Consider the following 21,302-nt stretch of genomic DNA (forward strand, 5'->3'; position numbering starts at 1 on the left):
GGAACATGAGCGGTGCGCCGCTTCGCGTCTCCGCCGGTGAACTCTCCGCGGACGAGATCATCGACCAGCTCCGCGACGGGCGCCGCGTGCTCGTCACCGTCGAGGCGTACGGGAGCGAGTCCGAGGTCGCGCTCCGCCACGACGGCGAGACGTTCTACTGCGACACGCCGACGCGGCTCCACCGCCACGACGACGAGGCGGGCATGCGCGAGTGCATCGCCCACATGGGGTACGCCCGGCCGGAGAACTGACCTTTAAGCGCGCGGTCACGTACTACGCCCATGAGCGACCCCGAGATCGAGGACCTCGTCGGTGACTCCTCGCCGAGCTTCGAGCACGTCCTCTCGTGTGTGTTCGGCGTCCGCGACCACGAGAGCCGGACGTACGTCGTCCTGCTGAACAACCCCGGAAGCACCATCGCGGAACTGGCCGAGGAGCTCGACCGCGACCGCTCGAACGTCAACCGCTCGCTGTCGACGCTGCTGGAGAAGGGCCTCGTCGAGCGGCAGCGTCGCCTGCTCGACTCGGGCGGTTACGTCTACCAGTACACCGCCGTCCCGCTGTCGGAGGCGAAAGAGCGGCTCCACGCCGCGCTCGACGAGTGGGTCGCCGACGTCCACGACGCCATCGACGGCTTCGAGCCGGGGGAGCTGTGAGCGCCCGCGGCCCTCTCCGCTCGTAGGGCCGGATCGTCCCACGGCCTCAAGCCGGCTCGTAGGCCACCACCGCGCCCGCGATACCGTCGACGACGAGCAGGCGCCCACCGCCGACCGCCAGCCCGCCGTGGGCCGCGAGGTGCGCGCCGTCCGCTCGGATCGCCAGCAGTTCCCGGTCGGTGAATCGCCCGAGGTCACCACGTCGGTGGGCGAGCACCTCGCTGCCGGCGATCGCGACCGCGTCGCCGACGACCGCGGGCTGGGACACCTGGATCCCGGTCCCGCCGTCCGCCGTCCAGCGCCGCGAGCCGTCCGCGGCGTCGTGAGCGGTGAGACTGCTGTCGGCGACGTAGATCGACCCAGGGGCCGCCGCGGCGCTCGTCCAGCTCCCGCGGTCGATCCGCCAGCGGCGCTCGCCGTGGGGAGTCAGCGCGACCGTCCCGCCGATCCCGGTCGCCACGACGCCGGCCTCGTCCGCGACCGGGCTCGCCATGGCGGCCTCCAGCGGCTCCCGCCAGCGAGGCTCGCCCGAGGCCCGGTCGAGCGCGAGCAGGGTCCCGTCGTCGGGGAGGTAGACGCAGTCCGCGTCGATCGCGGGCGCGATCAGCGTCGTCATGTCGTCGCCGACGGCGTTGTACTCGTCGTAGCGCAGCGGTTCGAGCGACCGGCGCCAGCGGACCCGCTCGGGACCGGCCGCGTCGCCGCCGAGGTCGACCGCGAGCGCGGCGGCGTCCGTGCGCAGGTACGCGCCGCCGTCGGCGACGCTCGGCGCGAACCCCCGCGCCTCGAGGTCGACGCGCCACAGCTCGGTCCCGGTCGCGCGGTCGAGCGCGACGAGCGCGGGCGGATCATCGGTCCGAGTCGGCGGGTCGTGGGGCACGAGCACCGCGCCGTCGGTGAGCGCGAGGCCGCCGGAGGGCCGCAGGTCGATCGGCTCCGGCCACCGCGGCGCGCCGTCGGCGGCGGCGAGCGCGAAGACGCCGTGGTCGCCGGCGGCGTAGACGGTCCCCTCGGCGACGACCGGCTGGACGTAGGGCCAGCCGCCGACGCGGTGACGCCACGCGACGCTGACCGCCGCGGGGAGGGTCGCGTGGGGGGCGTGGTTGGCGTTCGCGGCGTCGCGTCCGACCTGCGGCCAGTCGCCCGAGAGGTCGGGCTCGCGGTCCTCGCCGAGGGCGGCGCAGCCAGCGAGCCCGGTCGTGCCGAGGGCGGCGGCGCCGGACAGGAGGTCGCGTCTGGTGGAGGGCATCGTGCGGGCGTTCCGGCGGCGCGGATAAAGGCTTTCAGGACTCCGAGGGCGGTCGGCGCCGGGCGGCGCGGGTCGGTGTCGGTCCCGCCCGGCACCATCCGCCAGCACCGCCCGCCTTTTACGGGCCGGGTACGGAGGGTTGACCAATGAGTCTCGACCTCGACGCTCCGGCCCCCGAGGCCCCCGACTGCGCGGCCGACGGCGCGTGGCTCGCCTGCATCGAGTGCGGCGCGACGTTCGCCCCCTTCGAGGACGTGCGCTACACCTGCGACGACTGCGACGGCCTGCTGGAGGTGCGGTACGCCGACCCGCCGACGTTCGACGGCTTCGGCGCGGGCGCGGACACAGAGGGTCCCGAGCGCGGCGTCTGGCGCTACCGCGAGGCGCTCCCGTTCGACCTCGGCGTCACGCTCCCCGAGGGCGACACGCCGCTCCACGAGGTCCCCCGCCTCGAGGCGGACGTGGGCGTCGACGCGCTCCGGATCAAACACGAGGGGATGAACCCCACCGGCTCGTTCAAGGACCGCGGGATGACCGTCGGCGTCCGCGTCGCCGAGGAGCTGGGCGTCGGCGCGCTCGCGTGCGCCTCCACCGGCAACACCTCCGCGGCGCTGGCGGCCTACGGCGGCCGCGCGGGCCTCGAGACGCTCGTGCTGCTCCCCGAAGGGAAGGTCGCGGCCGGCAAGATCGCGCAGGCGAGCCTCCACGGCGCCCGCATTCTGGAGGTGGATGGCAACTTCGACAGCTGTCTCGACATCGTGCAGGAGCTGGCCGCCCGCGGCGAGGCGTACCTGCTCAACTCGCTGAACCCCTTCCGGCTGGAGGGACAGAAGACGATCGGCTTCGAGATCCTGGAGGCGTTCCACGCCGACTACGGCACCTACCCGGACCGGATCGTGCTCCCGGTCGGCAACGCCGGCAACACCGCGGCCATTTATAAGGCGTTCCGTGAGCTGGTGCAGGCCGGCGCGCTCGACCCCACCGACGTGCCGAAGATCACCGGCGTGCAGGCCGAGGGCGCGGCGCCGATGGTCGAGGCGGTCGAGGCGGGCAACGACGAGGTCCGGCGCTGGGAGGAGGTCGAGACGCGCGCGACCGCGATCCGCATCGGCAACCCCGTCAACGCGCCGAAGGCGCTCCCGGGGATCAGGAACACCGGCGGCACCGCGGTCGCCGTCTCGGACGACGAGATAACCGCGGCCCAGCGCGACCTCGCCCACGAGGGCGTCGGCGTCGAGCCGGCCTCCGCCGCCAGCGTCGCCGGGCTCAGAACACTCCGCCGCGAGGGCGTCGTGGACGACGAGGAGCAGGTGGTCTGTCTCACCACGGGCCACCTGCTGAAGGACCCCGACGCGGCCTACGCCGCCGGCGGTGACCCCGAGCCGGTCGCGAACGACGTGGACGCGGTGCTGGACCTGCTCGCGGACGAGTAGGGCGCGGGAATCGGAGCCGGGGCGGCCGATGCTCTCGCGATCGGCGACCGCAGCGCATCGCCTGCGCCGGGGGCTCCTCAAGATCTCTCTGTTGAGAGATTCTTCAACTGAACGCGAGGAACCGGACGCGTTCGGCGACCGAGCCTCGGTCGTCGCCGGTCCCTCGTCACGGCAGTTCGTCCAGTATCGCGAACACTTCGTCCCGCATCATCTCGGCACGCTTCGCGGTCTCGGTCCGGCCTCGTTGCTCCTGCACGTACAGCGACTCGAAGTAGTAGACCAGATTCAGCAGGACGTACGCCGGCCGTCGCGCGTCGAATCCCGCCGGGAGCGAGCGGACGGACTCGTACCCCTCCCGGAAGCGCCGTCGCAGCTCCCCGGGCTCCGGGCCGAAGGTCGGCATGCTCGTTCGCCAGTAGTCGAACTCGCCGGGGGCCGCGACGGCGTGCTCGAAATCCACCAGACACGCGACGCGACCGTCGGCGACCGCGACGTGTTCCGGCGTCGCCCAGCCGTGACAACACACCGGCTCGTCCGCCCCGTCGAGGAGGCTCGGACGCTCGACGAGATGGTCGAGGACGGCGTTCGCGACATCGGCGTGACCGTGTCGGGCGAGGATCGGGCGGTGGCGGCGGACGTACGCGAGCGCGGCGTCGTGCCACGAGTCGTCGCCGTCGATCGCCAGCTCGCCCCCCTCGGCATCGAACCGTCCGTATCGGTCGACCGTCCCTCTCGTCTCGGCGTGTAGCGTCGCCAGCCCTCGTCCCGCGGCGTGCGCCCACGTCTCGTCGGCGTGGTGCTGCTCGTCGGGGCCCGGCGCGTCGGAGCGCCACGCGGCGACGTAGTACCCGTCAGCAACGAGCAGCGTCTCGGGGACGGGAACGGAGGTCTCCCGTCCGACGAAGTCGATGACCCGACCCTCGATTCCCGCGTTTCCGGTCGGTCCGGTGTCGCCCTTGTACACCGCACGCCGACCGTCGACGACCACCTCGTACACCTCGTGGGGCGGGACGTCGTGTAACTGGCGAACGATTCCGTGACTGTCGAACTGACTGCTGAGCCGGTTTCGAACTCGGTGGGACATGGTGAGCGCCGCGTTACGGGCGGCGACCGGTCGTGCCTCGCACGGTGCTGCGGCTACGACCGGGAGATTCGAACGGATCGACCGGCGGGATCGACAAAAACGTACGGATCGGCACGCCCCCCCGCCCTCGCCGGTGGTCGCCGGAGCCCGGCACGCACCGTGCCCGAGTCCGGCCTGATCTCGAACCGCTTCGACGCCACACCGCAACAATTACTTGAACAGACTCTCAACTATCTTCCGATGGCTCAAGCCACGGACCGGTTGCAACGCTATCTGGAGGACGAACTCGGGGAGTGTCGCAGCGAGGACGTCGACCGGCGGCTCGACGAGCTCGGGACGCTGGAGGCCGCGCTCGGGGCCGGACAGGTCGAGGCGGAGCTCGGCGTGCTCTCGGCGCTGGCGAACGAGACGCGCTACACGCTGGCGCGCGTGCTCGTGGCCGCCGGCGAGGAGCTGTGCGTCTGCGAGCTGCAGGCGGTCGTCGACGTGAGCGAGAGCGGGCTCAGCCACGCGCTCTCCGACCTCGCGGACGCCGGGCTCGTCGAGGGCCGCAAGGACGGCCGCTGGAAGAAGTACCGCGCGACGAACCGCGCCGTCGCGCTGGTGACGGTGCTTGACGGGAGCGTCTCGGATGAGTGACGTGGCCCACGAGCACGGCCCGGACTGCGGCTGTGAAGCCTGCGGCGACCCGCGCTCGATGGACTTTCTGGATAAGTACCTCACCGTCTGGATCGCGGGCGCGATGGCGCTCGGCGTCGGGCTTGGCTTCCTGGCGCCGTCGGTGACCGCGCCGATTCAGGACCTCCACCTCGTGGAGATCGGGCTGGTGCTGATGATGTACCCGCCGCTGGCGAAGGTGGACTACTCGCGGCTCCCGACCGTGTTCAGGAACTGGCGCGTCTTGGGTCTGAGCCTCGCACAGAACTGGCTGATCGGCCCGACGCTGATGTTCGGGCTGGCGGTGTTCTTCTTCAGCGGGCTGGTGCCCGGCTTCCCGGCGCGGCCGGAGTTCTTTCTCGGGCTCGTCTTCATCGGGATGGCGCGCTGTATCGCGATGGTGCTCGTCTGGAACGAGCTCGCGGAGGGGTCGACGGAGTACGTCACCGGGCTGGTCGCGTTCAACAGCCTCTTTCAGATCCTCACCTACGGCGTCTACGTCTGGTTCTTCGCGCTCGTGCTCCCGCCGCTGCTCGGGATGGACGCGCTCGTCGCAGGAATAACCACCTTCGACGTGAGCGTCGCGCAGGTGTTCGAGGCCATCGTCGTCTTCCTCGGGATCCCCTTCGCGGCCGGCTTCCTCTCGCGGTACGTCGGCACCCGCGTCAAGAGCGAGGAGTGGTACGAGACCGAGTTCGTCCCCCGGATCGACCCGCTGACGCTGCTCGCGCTGCTGTTCACCGTCGTCGTGATGTTCGCCACGCAGGGCGAGGCGATCGTCGCGGCGCCGACGGACGTGCTGCTGCTGGCGGTCCCGCTGACGATCTACTTCGTCGTGATGTTCCTCGTCAGCTTCGGCATGGGCCGGGGGATCGGCGCGGACTACTCGACGACGACCGCGGTCGGCTTCACCGCCGCGTCGAACAACTTCGAGCTGGCCATCGCCGTCGCAGTCGCCGTCTTCGGAGTCGGCTCCGGCGTCGCGTTCGCGACGGTCGTCGGCCCGCTCATCGAGGTCCCGGTGCTGCTCGGCTTGGTGAAGGTCGCGCTCCACTTCCAGGACCGGTTCGACTGGACCGGCTTCGACACCGGTAGCCTCGACGCCCCGGCCGCTGATACCTCGGCCACGGACGCACCGAACGACGACTGAGACCCCGATAATCATCCACTCACACGCACTACAACCATGACCCAGAACACATCCACCGACCCGATCCGCGTCGCCTTCATGTGCGTTCAGAACGCCGGCCGCTCGCAGATGTCGACCGCCTTCGCGGAGCGCGAGCGCGAGGCGCGCGGACTGACCGACAGCGTCGAGATCCTCACCGGCGGCACCCGCCCCGCGGACGCCGTCCACGAGGAGGTCGTCGACGCGATGGCCGACCGCGGTATCGACATCTCGGACCGCACGCCTCGGGCGATCACCGAGGAGGAACTGCAGTCCTGCGACTACGTCGCGACGATGGGCTGTTCCACGCTCGACGTGGGGACCGTCGGCGAGGGGACGGACGTGCGCGACTGGGCGCTCACCGACCCCGACGGCGGCTCCCCCGAGGCGGTCGCCGCGATCCGCGACGAGATCGAGGAGCGCGTCTCCGACCTGTTCGACGAGATCGAGGCCGCGATCGAGACGGGGACCTGAGTCCCCGCCCCGGACCGGACCCTTTTCCCGGCGGCCGCCCGCACGACCGGGCATGAGTACGGTCGCGCTCGCGCTCGTCGCCGTCGTTCCCGTCGTCGCGTTCCTCGCGGCGACGGTCGGCCCGCTGTACGCCGCCGACCGGTTCCGCGAGACGCGGCCGCCGACCGACGCCGAGCGACGGCGCCTCGACGCCCTCCGGGAAGAAGCTGGACTCGATGTCGAGCGCGTCGCGGTGTTCTCGCCGAGCGGCGGGCAGAAACCCGACGACGCAGAGGTATCCGACGACGCAGAGGGGAGCGACGACCCCGGATCGGTCGAGATCTCCGTCCGCGGCCCGCCCGGTCGGCGCGTCCTGTTTCTCACACCGGGCGTGTTCGACCTCGAGGACGGAACCGCGACCGCCCTGCTGGCCGCGGAGGCGGGACGGCTCGTGACCTACTACAACGAGTTCCGCGCCGTCGCGACCGCCGCGGTGCTGGCGCTGCTGGCAGCGGTGGTGACGACGCTCGTCCCCTTCGAGGCGGGCTTTTCCGCGTTGGCCGCGGTCGGCTTCGTCGCCTTCTGGGCCGGTCGGCGCGTGCAGTACGCGGCGGACGCGCGGGCGGCCGACCGCGTGGGCGCGGAGACGCTCGCGGACGCCTTCGAGCGCGCGGCCGCGCTCCGCGGCGTCGAGCCCGAGACCGGGACGTGGCGGACGTGGTTCGAGGTGCAGCCGCCGCTGGGGGATCGGATCGCACGCCTGCGTGAGCGGTAGGCGTCGTCGTCGCGCGGCGTCGATCGTCGCCGCCCCCGTCGCGGAGCGACGGAGTTAGGGGCCGGGACGGCGGAGTCGCCGGCATGGAGACGCTCGTCATCGCGGGCGGCCGGGTCCTCCGCCCGGACGGCCGCGTCACCGAGGACGACGTACTGGTCGACGCCGACGCGGGCACGATAGAGGCGGTCGGGCCGGACCTAGAGGGCGACCGTCGGCTCGACGCCGAGGGCGGCGTGGTGATGCCGGGGCTCGTCAACGCCCACACCCACGTCGCGATGACCCTGCTCCGCGGCTACGCCGACGACAAGGAGCTCGACGCCTGGCTCCAGGAGGATATCTGGCCGGCCGAGGCCGAGCTGACCCCCGAGGACGTGGAGGTCGGCGCGGAGCTCGGCCTGCTGGAGATGATCCGCTCGGGGACGACCGCCTTCGCGGACATGTACTTCGAGATGGACCGCGTGGCCGCGGCCGTCGACCGCGCGGGGCTTCGGGCCAGACTCGGCCACGGCGTCGTCACGGTCGGGAAAGAGGACGCGGACGCGACCGCGGACGTGGAGGAGTCGATCGCAGTGGCGACGGAGCTCGACGGCGCCGCCGACGGGCGGATACGGACGATGTTCGCGCCCCACTCGCTGACGACCGTGGGCGAAGCGTACCTCCGCGAGGGGCTGGAACTCGCGGCCGCTCACGACCTGCCAGTCCACCTCCACGCAAACGAGACGAGCGACGAGGTCGCGCCCATCGTCGAGGAGCGCGGCGAGCGCCCGATCGAGTACGCCGAGGACGCCGGCGCGCTCGGTCCGGGGAACTTCTTCGCGCACGGCGTCCACGTCGACGATGCGGAGATCGCGCGGCTCGCCGCGACCGACACCGCGGTCGTTCACTGCCCCGCATCGAACATGAAGCTCGCGAGCGGGCTGGCCCCGGTCCAGCGCCTCCGCGACGCCGGCGTGACGGTGGGAATCGGGACGGACGGCGCCGCCTCGAACAACGACCTCGACCTGTTCGACGAGATGCGCGACGCGGCGATGGTCGGCAAGGTCGCCGCGGACGACCCCGCGGCGGTCCCTGCTGAGGCGGTCGTGGAGATGGCGACCGCGGGCGGCGCCGCCGCGACCGGCCTCCCCGGCGGGCGGGTGGAGGCCGGCGCGGCCGCGGACCTGATCGTCGTCGACTTCGACGCGCCGCACCTCACGCCGACCCACGATGTCGTCTCGCACCTCGCGTACGCCGCCCGCGGGTCGGACGTGCGCCACACGGTCTGTGACGGCGCGGTACTGATGGAGAACCGCGACGTGCTGACGCTGGACGCGGAGGCGGTACAGGACCGGGCCGCCGAACACGCCGCCGACCTCGTGGCGCGCGTCGACGCCGCGAAGTAGGCGGGGCCGAGACTGCGGAGCGGAGACCGCAAGGCGGTCGTCGACCGGATCCGCACCGCTCAGTCGACGATGATGTCGTCGCCGTCGACGGTCGGCTCCGGGTCGGACTGCATGTGCTCCTGATAGCGGTCGATCCAGCCGGCGAAGCAGTCGGGGCAGAGCCGCTGGGTGTCGATGTTGGCCCGGTCGACGCTGAGCCGCACCGTGCGCGCGAGCGCGTCCGCGGTCGCGTCGCCGCAGGCGTCGCAGGGGTCGTCCGGCGGGGCGTCGCTCATACCCCGTCGTCGGAGGGAACTGCCATAGTCGTTACGCGCGCGACACGCCGCGTTCGAGCGCGCGCGGCGCTACGTCGTCCGGAACGCGCGGTCGCCGGCGTCGCCGAGGCCCGGGATGATGAACCCCTCCTCGTTGAGGTGGTCGTCGATGGCGACGGTCAGCAGGTCGGCGTCCGGGAACCCCTCGCTCACGCGGACCAGTCCGTCCGGCGCGGAGACCGCCGAGAGCACGAAGAGGTTCTCGTAGGCGTCCGCCTCCGCGAGGATGTGGTCGAGGACGGCACACATCGTCGACCCGGTCGCGAGCATCGGGTCGGCGACGATGATCGTGTCGTCGGAGCTGATCTCGGGGAGCTTCACGTAGTCGATGGTGATGGGGAACTCGCCCGCCTCGTTCATCCCGGCTTCCTCGTCGCGGCCGGCGGAGATGACGCCCTGCTTGGCGCGCGGGAAGGCCTTCAGCAGTCCCTCCACGAACGGGGTCGCGGCGCGGAGGACGTTGATGATCACCACGTCGTCGAGCCCCTTCACGCGCTCGCCGGTGGTCTCCTCCAGCGGCGTCTCGACGGGGACGTACTCCGTCTCCATCGCGCCGTCGATGATCTCGTAGCCGCAGATCCGACCGAGCTTCACCAGCCCCTTCCGGAACGCGACCTGCTCCGTCTCCACGTCGCGGAGCCGCGAGAGCGTGTCCTTCGCCAGCGCGTGCGTGATGAGGTGCGCGTCGTCTCGGTCCTCGATGGTCATTACCCGTGAGCGGGGTCGGCTGACCCTTAAAACACCTGTATCGCCCGCGTGGGTCGTCAGCGCGGGGCATCCTGACGCCCCTCGTGCTGTCGACATGCTCCGGCCCCTACTGCAACACGAGCACGTACGTCAGCGCGAACAACACGATCGCCGCGGTCGCGACGTTGACCGGGGTGTACGCCACCAGTCCGAGTAGCCCCATTCCCCAGACGGCGATCCACGCGAACGTCGCCGACAGCACCGCGTTCAGCCCCAACAGGACGAGCGGACTGCCCGACGACGACGCGACTGCGTCCTCGAACCCCGCCGGGTCCTCCCGGTCCTCACTCCCGGCGCCTTCCCCCGCCGCGTCCTCGCGGTCGCCCCCGTCCGATTCGCTCATGTCCCAGTTCGGGAGGAGCGACCACTTAACCGTTCGCCGCGTTGGAGCGTGCGAGTGACCCACACACTCATTGCGTCGCGACCCGAACCCCATCCGTCATGCGCCGTCCTGCGCTCCGCAACGCGGAGGGAACGCCGGTCGACCCGGTGCCCGTGCTGGTGGTGGTCGCACTCGCGTTCATGGTCTCGGTCTCCATCGGCCCGATATACGGGCAGGCGTACGGGCTCTCGCTGGCGGCGTCGCTCGCCGTCTCCGGGGGCGCGTTCCTGCTGACCGCGGTCGGGGCGTACCGCTGGTTGGTCCGGGATGCGCACCCGGAGGTAGCCGGTGAGGTCGACCCCGCCGACCGCTTCGCCACGCTGGTGTACCTCGCGCTGGCGCTGCTGGCGCTCTTCGTCGGATTGACGGTTCCCCTTCTGTGACTGCCGTGCGAACAGTTCGCACGAACGGGGTGGTGTTTAGGCCCGCGGTGCCAAAGCGCTCAGCATGGGAATCGTAGACACGATCACCGAGACGCTGAAATCGTCACGGCCGAAGGCTCCGGAGGAGGGCGGCGACGACGGCTCCAGCGGCGCGTACTGGTGTGACGACTGCGGCGTCCGCGTCCGGGACGTCGAGGTGGAACCCGAGGGGCTCGACCTCTCGGACGACGGCACGCCGTTATGTCCCGACTGCGGCGAACCGCTCCGGTTCGAGCGCGCGTCCGGCACCGGATGCGCCTGCTGAGGCGTCGAACGCACTCCCCTGTTGGAACGCGAGAGCGGCCGCGTGCAGTGCGGACGTAACGCACCCCGTCGCCGTACCGTAACCGTCTTAAGTATAACCGCGGTACGTGTAGGTGAGTCCTGGTAGGGTAGTGGACTATCCTCTTGGCTTGCGGAGCCAGGGACCGGAGTTCAAATCTCCGTCAGGACGTTTCCGCTTTCTCGGACGGTCGACGCCGGAGCGACTGCGCCGCGGCCGCGGCCGGCGGTGCCCGCTCGCCGGGCCGCCCTCGTCCCCCGCTTTCGATCCCGTCGACTCCCTCAGCTACTTGTAGTGTCGTGGTGTGGTCTCGCACGTGTCTCGCACCGGAACCGACGGTGGTGACGACGACGGGGCGACGGAGCCCGACGAGCGCGGCGCCGATTCCGAGGCGGTCGATGAGCGCGTTGTCCTCGCGAACGGACTGACGCTGGACAAACGCGACGAGTTCGCGGCCCGCAAACACGCCGCGTCCGACTCGGACCTCCGGCGGATCGCGCTGCTCGGTCCTGCCTTCTGGACGGCGACCTCGCTGGCGAGCCTCCTCGCCGTCGTCGCCGGGATCGTCTTCCTCGTCAGCGACGCCGCGACGAGCGCGGACGTCGCGTTGGTCCTCCGCGCGGCGCTCGGCGGCGACCTCGTCCGGCTGCTGTCGGCGTACCCGATCGCCGTCGTCGCGGGGGCGCTCCTCGTCGCGCACCTTTGGCATTACCTCGTGTCCCCCGTTCGCGGGGCAGTCACCGAGCTCGGATCGCGGGTCCGCCGCGCGTTCGACCACCTCCGGCAGTTGCTGCTCATCGCGCGCTGGGACACGCTGAAGGTCGGTAACTACTGGTTCCCGTTCACCGCGCACCTCTCCGACCGCGATCCCCTGCTGGTGTTGGGCCGCGACGACATCGCCGTCACGGGAACGTACGGCGACCGTCCACACTACCGCAACGTCTTCGTGGACGCGGTCTACGTCCGCTTTCGCGGTGGCCCGCGCCGGCTCGAACTCGAACACGCGCTGTTCGACGACCGGGTCCGGCGTTTCCGGGCGATGCTGTTGATCGGACTTGCGATCCCAGTCGCCACCGAGTCGATCACGGCCGCGCTCGGGCGACCGATGTCCCCGACGACGACCGCCGGAGTCGCCGGCGTGCTCGTCCTCGCAGCGGCGGTCGCCCCGTGGCGCGTGCCGTGGCGCGAAGCGGTCCCCGCCGCCGTCGTCGTCGGAGCGCTGTGGCTGGCCTCGAACGCGGCCCCGCTCCCGGAATTTCCGGTCCTGTGCGCGGCGGCGTTCCTCGCGGTGCTCGTGCCGCTCGCGGCGACGCGAACGCTCGGGTTCCGGTCGCGCTTCTACGGCGAGTCCGCCGCGTTCTCCCGTTCCGACGTGGTGTTGAACGAGCCCGACACCGGAGAGGGACGCACGCGGCTCGGTAACTCGCTCCTCGGATACGGCGTCTTCTACGTGAGCGAGTACTTCCGCGAACTGCTGGGTCCCGACCGTCGGACGCGGGTGACGGCGGGAGCGGAACTGGCCGACGCGCTCGCGGCCGATCCCGACGACCACGCGGCGGTCGCCGCGGCGGCCGGGCTGGAGACGGCGTGGGCCGGGGGCTCGTTCAGCGGTGAGGAGACCGTGGACGTGGAGGTGGTCGGCGTGGACACCCTCGTCACGACGACGGATCCCCACCGGGGACCGGTCGGACGGGTGGTGGCGGGACTGCGTCGCCTCGCCGGTGAGGGGGACGACGACGTGACGACGGATCTGGACCGAACCGGGAGCAGTCACGGGATCCGACTCCCGGTCAAGGCGTTCGCGAGCGTCGCCCATTCCCCCGAACGGCTCGACGGATCCCTGCCCGAGGAGCCGATATTCGCCGGCGTCGAGTGGCCGGAGGAGCGGGTTCACCACCTGTTCCTCGGTGGCGCCGAGCACAACGTGGGGCTCCGGAAGCTCATCCTCACGCTGAAGGCGGCGGGCTACGAGAACGTCGACCTCGCCGAGAACGCCTTCGCCGACCCCGACGGGATCCAGTTCCCCGCGGAGTACTTCGTCTCCGCGGTCGTCGAGGAGGACCTCCTGAGCCGCGACGACCCCGCATTCCTGTTGTTTCGGCACCCGATCGATGGGAGAACGGCGGAGGGAGACGACGACGCCGAGGGGGAGCAAGCCCACGCGATAGTCGGTCTCTCGGCGCTCGGGTCGAAGGCCGGCTTCCTGTTCTGGAACGACCAGCGGCGGCGGGGGTTCCCCGACCTCGATCCGGACGTCCTCTATCAGGTGACCTACGACGACGAGGACATCGAGGACCTCGGCGATCCCTTCTTCGACGAGCGGGCGGCGGAGCGGCTCCGGATCGAGGTCGGAGACGCCGAGGTCCTCGAAGCGCCGACCGAGACCCGCCTGGGGCGTGCCGACCTCTCGATCGCGTTTCGCGACGACGGCGGGGGCGGTCCGGACACCGGGAGCGCGGAGACGGGCGACGCGAGGCGGGGCGGTGAGAGGTCGTGACCGCGGAGGACCGCGACGGGATGCACGGCCTGCTCCCCGAGGGTCACCCGGACGCGGTCTTCCTCAAGGGACGGACCGCTGTCCACGACCGGGCGCGGAACCGCTGGCTCGTCGCCGTCGACCCCCTCGATCCCGTGGTTGCGTTTCGAGACGTGCCGGGCGCATACACAACCGTCAGAGAGGTCGCGGGGTGCGACCCCAGGATGACCGCGGACGGGGAGACGGTCCGCATCGAGGGGCCGTTCCTGATCGGCGCCGGCGTCGCACTGCTTGCCGGCGACGACCTGATCTGTCTCCGGCGGTCGGGGAGAGCGAGCTTCGATCCGGGCGCGTGGACGACGCCCGCCGGTCGCCTCGACCACGCGCCCCTGGAGACCGCCTACCGCGAGCTGTACGAGGAGCTGCTCGTCACGGACGACGGCGAGCCGGCCTTCGTCGCCCCGGACCCGGGAGCGGGCGCCGAGGAAACGCTTCGGGCGGTGTACGCCGAGACGGTCGCGAACGCGGGGCTTGACCCGGACCCGACCGCCTGGGATCGGCTGCCGACGACCGTGCCGGACGCCTACGAGCCGCATCTGGCCGCCGTCGAGACGGTCGCGGGCGACCACGTCGAGCGAGCGTCCCTGCTCGCGACGTTCGTCGAGGACGCCAACACGCTGGAGCTTCGCGCGGTCGCCCGTACTCCGGACCGTCCGGGACTGGCGTTCGCGGACGGAGAGGGGAACCGGCCGGTCCGCCGGTTTTCACCGACAGCGCTGCGTGCCGCGAGTGCGGACGAGCTCGTTCCGTTTCTGCAGTACCTCCGCGAGACGGTGTACTGATCAGCGCGGTCACACTCGACCCCGCCGACAGCCTCCCGGAACGGCGAACGCGTCCGCGGGGACGAATCTCCGACCGCCGAACCGTTTAACGGCGCGCGACTCCGACCGTTCGACGTGACGCGAGACGAAGACGGAACGGACGAGGGCGTCGAGTCCGGGCGTGAGCCGGAGCCAGAGCCGGACCGCGAGCCGGTCTCTGTCGGGGCCGCGCTCGACGCCGGGCGCATGCTCCTCACTCAGGGTCACCTTCGCGCGGCTCGCGAATCGTTCGAGCGCGCGTGGCGTCCGCTGCCGACGGGGAGCGACGACGAGCGCCTGCTCCGCGGACTGATCGGTCTCCTCGACGCCGTCCGCGGTGCGCGGCGGGGCGATTCGGACGGCGTTCGGGCGGCGGCCGCCACCGCGCGGGAGTCGCTCGCGTCGGTACCGGCCGGTCACCGCGGGATCGCAGTCGGGGACCTCGGAGAGCACCTCGCGACGCTCTCGGCCACCGCGGCGGACCCGACGGTCAGCGAACGGGAGCCCCTCCCCGACCTCGCGCCCGACGCGCCCGACCCCCTCACGGAACCGGACCTGGACGCGGTGCTGCTCGCCGTCGAGTTGCTCGCGGACGCCGTCGACGGCGTCGACCCCGCGGTCGTCGCGGACGCCGCGCGCTACGCCCGCGAGGAGCGGGGGACCGGACGGACGCGCTACGCGGAGCTGCTGACCGCGTTCCTCTCCGACCCCGACCAGCGTGCGCCCGTGTACGCACGGCTTCGGGACCGGGTCGAGCGCGAGCGTGCGAAGGAGGACGACGTGGCGGGGCTGTTCTGAGACCGGTCGGGACCGCCGTCACTCGGCGGCGTCGAGCGCGCTGATGAACGCCGCGTAGAGGTCAGGCCGGCCGTACCAGCCGGCGTCGAGGAGGTCGTCGAACGCGTCGAGCGCGCGGGGGGCCGGAAGGTCGCCGTTCGCGACCGCGGCCGACAGCACTCCGGGGACCGTCGTGGTCGGAACGCCTTCCGCGGCGGCGATCCGGCCGAGGTACGGCTCCTCCGCGACGAGGGCGCCGGAGACGAGGTCCGCGAGCGCGACGGCCGCGGCGTCGGCGTCGGCCAGCCGGTCGTTCGTGCGGAGCCGCTCGTACAGCGGTGCGTCCGAGACCGCGACCGCGCGGAGGGCGTCGGCGTCGCCGAGCCGGACCAGCGCGCTCGCGGGGGGCGTCTCCGGGGCGGCGGCGGCCAGCGTGTCGAAGACGGTCTCGGGAACGAGCACCTCCTCGTCGACGCCCGCCAGAACGTCTAGCCGCTCGGCTCGGCCCAGCGCCGCCAGCGCGGAGACGGCGACCACGAGGGTCATCCGTCCAGTTCCGCGGCGACCCGTTCGGAGTCGACCCAGGTCACCGACCGCTCTTGCAGGAGGTCGGCGAACGCCCACGGGTCCAGTTCCGCGATCTCGGCGCCGCGCGCGAACGACACCTCGCCGGCCGCGAATCGCTCCACCGCGCGGTCGCGACGCCACTCCGCGAGCGCGTCCGACAGCAGCCGCTCGGCCGCGGCGTCGCGCGGCACGTGCTCCGTCCGTGCGTATCGTGCGAGGTCGCCCGCGAGGTCGTCGTCGAGCGCCACCTCCACCCGTTCCATGCCTCGCTCTGACACGGGGGTGGGTGTTAAAGGATGCGTCCGGGGCCGCCCGAGCGGGACGCGGACGGTGCGGGAGCCGAACCCGTCAGCGGCCGTACGCGATCCGCTGTGCCGCCTCGTCGAGCCACGCGCTCGCCTTCGAGAGCCACACGGCGGGCGACGCGCGACGGAACTCGTCCTCGTCGACCTCGATGCGTTCCCCGGCGAAGGGGTCGCTCCGGAGGCCGCCCGTTCCGCCCTCGCCGCCGTCTTCGCCGTCGATGGCGTCCAGCGCGTCGACGACCGTCGTCATCGAGCACCGGCCGCAGGTCTCGGCCTGTTTCTTCTCTCCCATGGGTCCGTCTACCACGCTATTGGTGCGCCGGCGTGTTAAACGCATCTCCGCGTGCGCGGCGCGCACACGACCGCTCCGCGGTCCGTCGCCGACCACTGGGGCCGACGGCGACCGGTCGCCGCCCGCGACGCTCGACCGCTCTCGTCCGACGCCGACGGGCTTTTATCCGGGGTGTGGTATTTCCAGCCATGGGATATCGAAACGTGGACGCGGACGCGGTGGAGCCGGAGCCGGACCGGCCGAGCGAGTGCCGGAAGCTCGGCGGCCCGGCGGGGCTGGAGGCGATGGCGGTAAACCGCTTCCGCGCCGAACCGGGCGAGGAGATCCCGCTGGCGTACCACTACCACGACGAACAGGAGGAGGCGTTCTACGTCCTCGACGGGACGCTGTGGGTGGAAACGCCGGAGGGGACCCACGAGGTGCCGAGCGACCACCTGTTCGCGGTCGACCCGGGAAGCCCCCAGCGCGCGCACGTGCCGGCGGACGCGGACGAAGCCGCGACCGTCCTCGCCATCGGGGCGCCCGCGGTCTCGGGGGACGCCCACGCCTACGACCCCGACGAGGAGTAAGCCATGAGCGGCGACTCCGAGCGCGTCGACGCCGGGTCGGCGGACGCCGGGTCGAGTGGGACCGAATCGAGCGGGGCCGACCGCGTCGACCCCGACCGCCTCCCGCCGGAGATCAGGGAGGCCGTTCCGGACTGGGATGACGAGTACCTCGACCGCGTCGGCGACCGGCTGATGTACGGCTACGACCTGGAGAAGGACTACCGGCTCGACGGCGAGCGGTGGGACCTCTACGGCGAGATGCGCGTGCGCAACGAGAAGCAGTTCCTCCACCCGGCGCTCAGCTACGCCGACCACGAGGCCGAGGAGTACCTGTTCGCGCGCCGCGAGGAAGGGGTCACGGTCCGCGAACTGGAGCGGCTCGTCGAGCGGGGCCACGACGTGGCCGACGAGCGCGTCGACCCTGACGAGGAACACTACGGCACGGACGTGACGTTCGCGCTCGTGACCGAGGCGGTCCCGGACGACGTGCGGGCGTTCGTGGACGGGTTCCGCGACCGGACCTTGCTGAAGTTCGGCTACTACGGCCACTACGACGTGAACCTGATCGTCGTCGCCCCCGACGCGGAGGCGATCGTCGCCAGCGAGGCGGCCGACGCCGCCGAGGCGTTCACCCTCTGGGAGGACGTGAGCGAGGAGCGCGAGGGGTTCCTCTCGCGGTTCGCCCGGCGGTTCTGGACCTGAGACGGCGGGAGATAGAGGTTTTTGGCACCGAGCGCGGCCGCTCGCGAGGTGAAATGAGGAGGGCAGGAGGCCGCGGGGAACTCGCCGCGGGCACCGAACGCGTCCGGGACGAGCGTCCCGCAGCGGGACGATTCGCGTCGACCGATCGGGTCAGTCGTCCGCGGGCGCGGATCCGACCCCCTCGCGCACGTTGGCGAGGTTCTCGTAGCCGATCTTGACCAGCGAGAGCGCCAGCCAGACCAGCACGAATCCGAGGACCGCCTGCACGCCCGAGGAGATCATCGCCGCGGTGCCGTCCGCACCGCCCTGCAGGATGTTCGTGTAGATGTTCCGATACAGAGCGATGAACGTCAGCGCCGTGACGGTGATCGCCACCATCAGCGCCATCGGGACGCCCGTGCTGAGCAGCTGCTTGGACTCGTCCCAGTTGGCGAGCCAGATGGTCGCCGTCAGCAGCGCGAGCGCCGCCAGCAGCTGGTTGGCGCTGCCGAACAGCCCCCACAGCGTCACCCACTCGCCGGAGATGACGAGCACGTAGGCGATGACGCCCTGTAGCACGGGGTTGGTGTACCGGCCGCGGGCGAAGCCGCCGAAGTCGCCCGAGAGCCCGGTCGTCGTCTCGCCCGCGGGCGCGCCGACGATCTCCTCCATCATGTAGCGGCCCAGCCGGACCGCCGTGTCGGTGGAGGTGAGCAGGAAGCTCACGAGCACGAGTGCCATGAACACGGCACCGATCGTTTGCGGGATGCCGAGGCTCGTGAGGATGATACCGCCGCCGGCCGCGAAGTTTGGCAGCGCGCCGCCGATGCCGCCCGCGGTCGCGTCCGCGACGAAGCCGGCGACCGCCAGCGTCGACAGCGCCAGCGCCGCGAGCAGGCCCTCACCGAGCATGCCGCCGTAGCCGATCAGGCGGGCGTCGGTCTCCTTGTTGAGCTGCTTCGAGGTCGTCCCCGAGGAGACCAGCGAGTGGAACCCGCTGACGGTCCCACAGGCGATGGTGATGAACAGCAGGGGGAACAGCGGCCAAACGCCGGCCGCCTCGGTCCCCCAGAAGCCCTCGAACGCGCCGATCGACGAGTCGATGACGAGCGGCTGCGCCGGCGTCGTGATCAGCGTGCCGACGATGATCGCGAGGATCCCCCCGCCCACGCCGGAGTACAGCAGGAACGAGGAGAGGTAGTCACGCGGCTGGAGCAGCACCCACACCGGGAGCGCACTCGCGACCCCGCCGTAGACGATGATCAGCGGGAGCCACGCCGCGACGTTCGGCTTCAGGATCGCGTCCGCCGAGACGACCGCACCGGGGATCCAGCCGCCGGCGCCGAGTCCGATCAGGTCCGCGAGGACGAGCGTCCCCTCGGGGTACGCGCCGGCCTCGACGGCCGGGAACAGCGCGAACGGGTACTGGATGCCGACCCAGACGGACGCGAACACGCCGGCGACGAACAGCGCGGTCCCCGGGAGGAACGGTCCGTTGAGCTGGTACAGGTAGACGCCGAACAGCAGCGCCAGCGCCACGTACAGGAACGAGGTGGTCGTCACCTGCGGGAACGCGTTGAACACGATCCCCACCACGAGCGCGAACACCGCCACGACGAGGATGATCGTGAGGAACGCGAACCACAGCAGGAGGTTCTTCCCCCGCTCGCCGACGTACTCGCCGACGATGTAGCCGATACTCTTCCCCTCGTGGCGGATCGACCCGCTGAGGGAGACGAAGTCGTGGACCGACCCGATCAGCGGGTTCCCGATGGCGATCCACGCCAGCGCGGGCACCCAGCCCCAGATGGCGCCGGCCGTGATCGGACCGACGATGGGCGCGCCGCCCGCGATGCTCGAATAGTGATGCCCCAGCAGTACCGGCTTCTTGGCCGGTACGTACTCCTGCCCGTCCTCGTACTTGTGTGCCGGCGTCTCGTTGGTGTCGTCGAGTTCGACGAACCGGGAGAGGTACTTCGAATACCCCAGATACCCCACGGTGAACGTTACCAGCACAGCAAGCACGATCCAGATTACTTGCGTCATTGTTACCCTACCTCACGCTAAACCATGAGGAAAAGGGAACTTAAGTATTGCCACCCAACCCCGGCGAGAAAAGCCGCCGCTGGTGCCGGTTTTCACCGGTTTCAGTCTCACCGGCTTCAGTCTCACTCGGCCGCGGGGTCGACCGCGGTGGGCGGCTCCGCGGCCGTCTCCACGTCGAGTTCGGCGGCCACGTCCGCGAGCAGGTCCCCCTTCACCTCGCTGGTTCTGGTCTCGATCTCCGCGACCAGCGGCGGCGCGAACTCCTCGCGCACGCGGGCGATGCGCTCGCGGTCGGTCGCGACGCGGTCCCGGAGGTAGCGGGCGCCGCGGCCCTCCTCGTCGGGGTCCGGCTCGGGGGTGAGCTTGTTGGCCACCAGCCCGCGGACCGCGAGGTCGCGCTCGCTCATCCCCTCGATGGCGCGAGCGGTCTCGTTGAGCGAGAGCTGGTCGGGGTTCAACACGAGGAAGAAGGCGGCGTCCTCGCGTAGCGCGGCGCCGGCGAACTCGAAGAATTCCTTCCGCTCCTGGAGGCGAGCCAACACCGGGTCGCCGTCCATCACGCGCCGCGGCTCGCGGTTGCCGATGGCGGCCTTCTCGAAGAGGTCGATGCTGCGCCGGCGCTTGTGAGCCAGCCGCTCGATCCAGTCCTCCAGAAACTCGGGGAGCCCGAGCAGGCGGAGCGTCGAACCGGTCGGGGCGGTGTCGAAGACCACGCGGTCGTACGGCTCCGAGGCGCGCATCACCTCCACGAACCTGTCGAACAGCGCCGACTCGTAGGCGCCCGGCGTCTGGTGAGCCATCTCCAGCTGCCGGTCGATCTCCGAGACCATCGCCGGGGAGACCTGGTCGGAGAGGCGCTGCCTGATGTCGTCGAGGTGGGCCGCCACCTCGTCGTCGGGGTCGATCTCCATCGCGTGGAGCCCGTCGATCCCCGTCACGGGCGTCGGCTCGTCGGTGAACTCCTGATCGAACACGTCCGAGGTGGAGTGGGCCGGGTCCGTGGAGACGACGAGCGTCTCCAGCCCCGCGTCGGCGCATTTCTGTGCGTACGCACACGAGACGGTGGTCTTGCCGACCCCGCCCTTGCCGCCGAAGAAGACGAACGGCTCCATCAGAAGTGGTACTGCTGGCCCTTGCGTTCGATCAGCGTGTCGCGGTCCCACAGCCGGCGCTCCCACGCCTCGAACTCGTCTTCGAGGTACGGGAGCAGTTCGGCCGTGTAGTAGGAGACCGGCGAGGGGATCCCGAAGGCGTCCGGGAAGCACGCCAGCAGGAAGGAGTCCTCGAGGTCCTCGGCCTCCTTCTCGATCTTCTCGTAGGCCGGGTGGCTGATCATCCCGTGGTAGAGCCCGCGCGCCCACTCGTCGAGGGTCGCGAGGAACCGGTCGATGCGCTCGGCCAGTGTCATGGATTCACACGTAGCGGTCGGCGCGGTAAAAGGTGTCGCGGCTCGGTGCTCGCGACGCCCGCGGACCGCGGCTTCAAGGTCGTTCCCCTCCACCGCGTGGGTATGAGCGAGCCGATCCCGGTGACGATCCTCTCGGGGAGTCTGGGGGCGGGCAAGACCACCCTCCTGAACCACCTGCTGCGGCACGCGGGCGACCGCGACGTGGCCGTCCTCGTCAACGACATGGGGGACGTGAACGTCGACGCCGACCTCGTGGCGGAGGGGTCCGACCTCGACGTGGAGGGCGGGGTCGCGGAGCTGTCGAACGGCTGCATCTGCTGTGAGCTACAGGACGACC

Annotated in this window: 27 protein-coding genes and 1 tRNA gene; 17 read left to right on the forward strand and 11 right to left on the reverse strand. The window is 71.2% G+C overall.

What is annotated here, in order from left to right:
* Positions 1–5 precede the first annotated feature (5 nt).
* Together AN233_RS15025 and AN233_RS15030 are read left to right on the forward strand one after the other, a co-directional pair.
* A complete protein-coding gene (locus AN233_RS15025) occupies positions 6–251 on the forward strand; it encodes a hypothetical protein (RefSeq protein ID WP_058367577.1) in 246 nt (81 codons plus the stop codon).
* Between the two features lie 30 nt (positions 252–281).
* Positions 282–656, forward strand: a complete 375-nt coding sequence (locus tag AN233_RS15030) for a helix-turn-helix domain-containing protein (protein WP_058367578.1) — start codon at positions 282–284, stop codon at positions 654–656.
* Positions 657–702: 46 nt separating this feature from the next.
* Here the strand turns inward: AN233_RS15030 and AN233_RS15035 are convergent, their stop codons facing one another.
* Complete coding sequence (locus AN233_RS15035) at positions 703–1,905, reverse strand: outer membrane protein assembly factor BamB family protein (protein ID WP_058367579.1); 1,203 nt, start codon at positions 1,903–1,905, stop codon at positions 703–705.
* A gap of 146 nt (positions 1,906–2,051) precedes the next feature.
* On the opposite strand from AN233_RS15035, the gene thrC reads away from it, so the two are divergent.
* The gene (thrC, locus tag AN233_RS15040; RefSeq protein WP_058367580.1) at positions 2,052–3,338 is read left to right on the forward strand and encodes a threonine synthase; all 1,287 of its coding nucleotides are present in this window, start codon (positions 2,052–2,054) and stop codon (positions 3,336–3,338) included.
* 166 nt (positions 3,339–3,504) lie between these two features.
* Here thrC and AN233_RS15045 read toward each other — a convergent pair whose 3' ends face one another.
* Positions 3,505–4,422, reverse strand: a complete 918-nt coding sequence (locus AN233_RS15045) for a phosphotransferase (RefSeq protein ID WP_058367581.1) — start codon at positions 4,420–4,422, stop codon at positions 3,505–3,507.
* A gap of 240 nt (positions 4,423–4,662) precedes the next feature.
* On the opposite strand from AN233_RS15045, the gene AN233_RS15050 reads away from it, so the two are divergent.
* The 5 genes from AN233_RS15050 (at position 4,663) to AN233_RS15070 (ending at position 8,857) form a co-directional block, all read left to right on the forward strand.
* Positions 4,663–5,061 (forward strand): ArsR/SmtB family transcription factor, encoded by a 399-nt coding sequence (locus AN233_RS15050; protein WP_058367582.1) that lies wholly within the window; start codon positions 4,663–4,665, stop codon positions 5,059–5,061.
* Entirely contained in the window at positions 5,054–6,229 is a 1,176-nt protein-coding gene (arsB, locus tag AN233_RS15055) for an ACR3 family arsenite efflux transporter (RefSeq protein ID WP_058367583.1), read from the forward strand. Before AN233_RS15050 ends, arsB begins: the two co-directional genes overlap by 8 nt.
* A 36-nt stretch (positions 6,230–6,265) precedes the next feature.
* The gene (locus tag AN233_RS15060; protein WP_058367584.1) at positions 6,266–6,721 is read left to right on the forward strand and encodes an arsenate-mycothiol transferase ArsC; all 456 of its coding nucleotides are present in this window, start codon (positions 6,266–6,268) and stop codon (positions 6,719–6,721) included.
* Between the two features lie 52 nt (positions 6,722–6,773).
* Entirely contained in the window at positions 6,774–7,475 is a 702-nt protein-coding gene (locus AN233_RS15065) for a hypothetical protein (protein WP_058367585.1), read from the forward strand.
* A gap of 83 nt (positions 7,476–7,558) precedes the next feature.
* The gene (locus tag AN233_RS15070) at positions 7,559–8,857 is read left to right on the forward strand and encodes an amidohydrolase (RefSeq protein WP_058367586.1); all 1,299 of its coding nucleotides are present in this window, start codon (positions 7,559–7,561) and stop codon (positions 8,855–8,857) included.
* Between the two features lie 59 nt (positions 8,858–8,916).
* On the opposite strand, the gene AN233_RS15075 is transcribed toward AN233_RS15070, so the two are convergent.
* From AN233_RS15075 to AN233_RS15085, 3 genes are all read right to left on the reverse strand, one after another.
* Positions 8,917–9,132, reverse strand: coding sequence for a DUF7569 family protein (locus tag AN233_RS15075; protein ID WP_058367587.1), 216 nt, complete (start codon positions 9,130–9,132; stop codon positions 8,917–8,919).
* Positions 9,133–9,201: 69 nt separating this feature from the next.
* On the reverse strand, positions 9,202–9,879 hold the full coding sequence (gene upp / locus AN233_RS15080) for a uracil phosphoribosyltransferase (protein WP_058367588.1): 678 nt from the start codon (positions 9,877–9,879) through the stop codon (positions 9,202–9,204).
* A 106-nt stretch (positions 9,880–9,985) separates the two neighbouring features.
* Positions 9,986–10,261, reverse strand: coding sequence for a hypothetical protein (locus AN233_RS15085; RefSeq protein WP_058367589.1), 276 nt, complete (start codon positions 10,259–10,261; stop codon positions 9,986–9,988).
* A 98-nt stretch (positions 10,262–10,359) separates the two neighbouring features.
* On the opposite strand from AN233_RS15085, the gene AN233_RS15090 reads away from it, so the two are divergent.
* The 6 genes from AN233_RS15090 (at position 10,360) to AN233_RS17500 (ending at position 15,139) form a co-directional block, all read left to right on the forward strand.
* Positions 10,360–10,683, forward strand: a complete 324-nt coding sequence (locus AN233_RS15090) for a hypothetical protein (RefSeq protein WP_058367590.1) — start codon at positions 10,360–10,362, stop codon at positions 10,681–10,683.
* A 64-nt stretch (positions 10,684–10,747) separates the two neighbouring features.
* Positions 10,748–10,987 carry a hypothetical protein gene (locus tag AN233_RS15095; protein ID WP_058367591.1) on the forward strand — a complete coding sequence of 80 codons (240 nt, stop codon included), beginning with the start codon at positions 10,748–10,750 and terminating at the stop codon, positions 10,985–10,987.
* 116 nt (positions 10,988–11,103) lie between these two features.
* Positions 11,104–11,176: transfer RNA gene (locus AN233_RS15100), tRNA-Arg, on the forward strand.
* Between the two features lie 145 nt (positions 11,177–11,321).
* Positions 11,322–13,502 (forward strand): hypothetical protein, encoded by a 2,181-nt coding sequence (locus tag AN233_RS15105; RefSeq protein WP_058367592.1) that lies wholly within the window; start codon positions 11,322–11,324, stop codon positions 13,500–13,502.
* Complete coding sequence (locus tag AN233_RS15110) at positions 13,499–14,323, forward strand: NUDIX hydrolase (RefSeq protein ID WP_058367593.1); 825 nt, start codon at positions 13,499–13,501, stop codon at positions 14,321–14,323. Before AN233_RS15105 ends, AN233_RS15110 begins: the two co-directional genes overlap by 4 nt.
* Positions 14,324–14,437: 114 nt before the next feature.
* Complete coding sequence (locus AN233_RS17500; RefSeq protein ID WP_058367594.1) at positions 14,438–15,139, forward strand: hypothetical protein; 702 nt, start codon at positions 14,438–14,440, stop codon at positions 15,137–15,139.
* A gap of 18 nt (positions 15,140–15,157) precedes the next feature.
* On the opposite strand, the gene AN233_RS15120 is transcribed toward AN233_RS17500, so the two are convergent.
* From AN233_RS15120 to AN233_RS15130, 3 genes are all read right to left on the reverse strand, one after another.
* Positions 15,158–15,664: a hypothetical protein gene (locus tag AN233_RS15120; protein ID WP_058367595.1), complete on the reverse strand. Its 507-nt coding sequence runs from the start codon at positions 15,662–15,664 to the stop codon at positions 15,158–15,160.
* Complete coding sequence (locus AN233_RS15125; RefSeq protein WP_058367596.1) at positions 15,661–15,948, reverse strand: UPF0175 family protein; 288 nt, start codon at positions 15,946–15,948, stop codon at positions 15,661–15,663. Before AN233_RS15125 ends, AN233_RS15120 begins: the two co-directional genes overlap by 4 nt.
* 85 nt (positions 15,949–16,033) lie before the next feature.
* Positions 16,034–16,282, reverse strand: a complete 249-nt coding sequence (locus AN233_RS15130; RefSeq protein ID WP_058367597.1) for a hypothetical protein — start codon at positions 16,280–16,282, stop codon at positions 16,034–16,036.
* Between the two features lie 188 nt (positions 16,283–16,470).
* Between AN233_RS15130 and AN233_RS15135 the strand changes: the two genes are divergently transcribed.
* Together AN233_RS15135 and AN233_RS15140 are read left to right on the forward strand one after the other, a co-directional pair.
* Positions 16,471–16,851: a cupin domain-containing protein gene (locus tag AN233_RS15135; protein WP_058367598.1), complete on the forward strand. Its 381-nt coding sequence runs from the start codon at positions 16,471–16,473 to the stop codon at positions 16,849–16,851.
* Positions 16,852–16,854: 3 nt separating this feature from the next.
* Positions 16,855–17,532, forward strand: a complete 678-nt coding sequence (locus tag AN233_RS15140) for a hypothetical protein (RefSeq protein WP_218055105.1) — start codon at positions 16,855–16,857, stop codon at positions 17,530–17,532.
* A gap of 150 nt (positions 17,533–17,682) precedes the next feature.
* On the opposite strand, the gene AN233_RS15145 is transcribed toward AN233_RS15140, so the two are convergent.
* From AN233_RS15145 to AN233_RS15155, 3 genes are all read right to left on the reverse strand, one after another.
* Positions 17,683–19,557: a carbon starvation CstA family protein gene (locus AN233_RS15145; protein ID WP_058367599.1), complete on the reverse strand. Its 1,875-nt coding sequence runs from the start codon at positions 19,555–19,557 to the stop codon at positions 17,683–17,685.
* 122 nt (positions 19,558–19,679) lie between these two features.
* Complete coding sequence (locus AN233_RS15150; RefSeq protein WP_058367600.1) at positions 19,680–20,669, reverse strand: ArsA family ATPase; 990 nt, start codon at positions 20,667–20,669, stop codon at positions 19,680–19,682.
* Positions 20,669–20,965, reverse strand: a complete 297-nt coding sequence (locus AN233_RS15155; protein ID WP_058367601.1) for a hypothetical protein — start codon at positions 20,963–20,965, stop codon at positions 20,669–20,671. Before AN233_RS15155 ends, AN233_RS15150 begins: the two co-directional genes overlap by 1 nt.
* A 102-nt stretch (positions 20,966–21,067) precedes the next feature.
* On the opposite strand from AN233_RS15155, the gene AN233_RS18180 reads away from it, so the two are divergent.
* A partial coding sequence (locus AN233_RS18180) for a GTP-binding protein (protein WP_281176574.1) occupies positions 21,068–21,302 on the forward strand: 235 nt, incomplete at its 3' end.

The sequence above is a fragment of the Haloparvum sedimenti genome (genome assembly GCF_001462205.1).
Lineage (GTDB): Archaea > Halobacteriota > Halobacteria > Halobacteriales > Haloferacaceae > Haloparvum > Haloparvum sedimenti.

Excerpts from the sequence above, each read along its gene's own strand:
- AN233_RS15025 (WP_058367577.1), top strand. The coding sequence starts at position 6 with ATGAGCGGTGCGCCGCTTCGCGTCTCCGCCGGTGAACTCTCCGCGGAC.
- AN233_RS15030 (WP_058367578.1), top strand. The coding sequence starts at position 282 with ATGAGCGACCCCGAGATCGAGGACCTCGTCGGTGACTCCTCGCCGAGC.
- AN233_RS15035 (WP_058367579.1), bottom strand. The coding sequence starts at position 1,905 with ATGCCCTCCACCAGACGCGACCTCCTGTCCGGCGCCGCCGCCCTCGGC.
- thrC (WP_058367580.1), top strand. The coding sequence starts at position 2,052 with ATGAGTCTCGACCTCGACGCTCCGGCCCCCGAGGCCCCCGACTGCGCG.
- AN233_RS15045 (WP_058367581.1), bottom strand. The coding sequence starts at position 4,422 with ATGTCCCACCGAGTTCGAAACCGGCTCAGCAGTCAGTTCGACAGTCAC.
- AN233_RS15050 (WP_058367582.1), top strand. The coding sequence starts at position 4,663 with ATGGCTCAAGCCACGGACCGGTTGCAACGCTATCTGGAGGACGAACTC.
- arsB (WP_058367583.1), top strand. The coding sequence starts at position 5,054 with ATGAGTGACGTGGCCCACGAGCACGGCCCGGACTGCGGCTGTGAAGCC.
- AN233_RS15060 (WP_058367584.1), top strand. The coding sequence starts at position 6,266 with ATGACCCAGAACACATCCACCGACCCGATCCGCGTCGCCTTCATGTGC.
- AN233_RS15065 (WP_058367585.1), top strand. The coding sequence starts at position 6,774 with ATGAGTACGGTCGCGCTCGCGCTCGTCGCCGTCGTTCCCGTCGTCGCG.
- AN233_RS15070 (WP_058367586.1), top strand. The coding sequence starts at position 7,559 with ATGGAGACGCTCGTCATCGCGGGCGGCCGGGTCCTCCGCCCGGACGGC.
- AN233_RS15075 (WP_058367587.1), bottom strand. The coding sequence starts at position 9,132 with ATGAGCGACGCCCCGCCGGACGACCCCTGCGACGCCTGCGGCGACGCG.
- upp (WP_058367588.1), bottom strand. The coding sequence starts at position 9,879 with ATGACCATCGAGGACCGAGACGACGCGCACCTCATCACGCACGCGCTG.
- AN233_RS15085 (WP_058367589.1), bottom strand. The coding sequence starts at position 10,261 with ATGAGCGAATCGGACGGGGGCGACCGCGAGGACGCGGCGGGGGAAGGC.
- AN233_RS15090 (WP_058367590.1), top strand. The coding sequence starts at position 10,360 with ATGCGCCGTCCTGCGCTCCGCAACGCGGAGGGAACGCCGGTCGACCCG.
- AN233_RS15095 (WP_058367591.1), top strand. The coding sequence starts at position 10,748 with ATGGGAATCGTAGACACGATCACCGAGACGCTGAAATCGTCACGGCCG.
- AN233_RS15120 (WP_058367595.1), bottom strand. The coding sequence starts at position 15,664 with ATGACCCTCGTGGTCGCCGTCTCCGCGCTGGCGGCGCTGGGCCGAGCC.
- AN233_RS15125 (WP_058367596.1), bottom strand. The coding sequence starts at position 15,948 with ATGGAACGGGTGGAGGTGGCGCTCGACGACGACCTCGCGGGCGACCTC.
- AN233_RS15130 (WP_058367597.1), bottom strand. The coding sequence starts at position 16,282 with ATGGGAGAGAAGAAACAGGCCGAGACCTGCGGCCGGTGCTCGATGACG.
- AN233_RS15135 (WP_058367598.1), top strand. The coding sequence starts at position 16,471 with ATGGGATATCGAAACGTGGACGCGGACGCGGTGGAGCCGGAGCCGGAC.
- AN233_RS15140 (WP_218055105.1), top strand. The coding sequence starts at position 16,855 with ATGAGCGGCGACTCCGAGCGCGTCGACGCCGGGTCGGCGGACGCCGGG.
- AN233_RS15145 (WP_058367599.1), bottom strand. The coding sequence starts at position 19,557 with ATGACGCAAGTAATCTGGATCGTGCTTGCTGTGCTGGTAACGTTCACC.
- AN233_RS15150 (WP_058367600.1), bottom strand. The coding sequence starts at position 20,669 with ATGGAGCCGTTCGTCTTCTTCGGCGGCAAGGGCGGGGTCGGCAAGACC.
- AN233_RS15155 (WP_058367601.1), bottom strand. The coding sequence starts at position 20,965 with ATGACACTGGCCGAGCGCATCGACCGGTTCCTCGCGACCCTCGACGAG.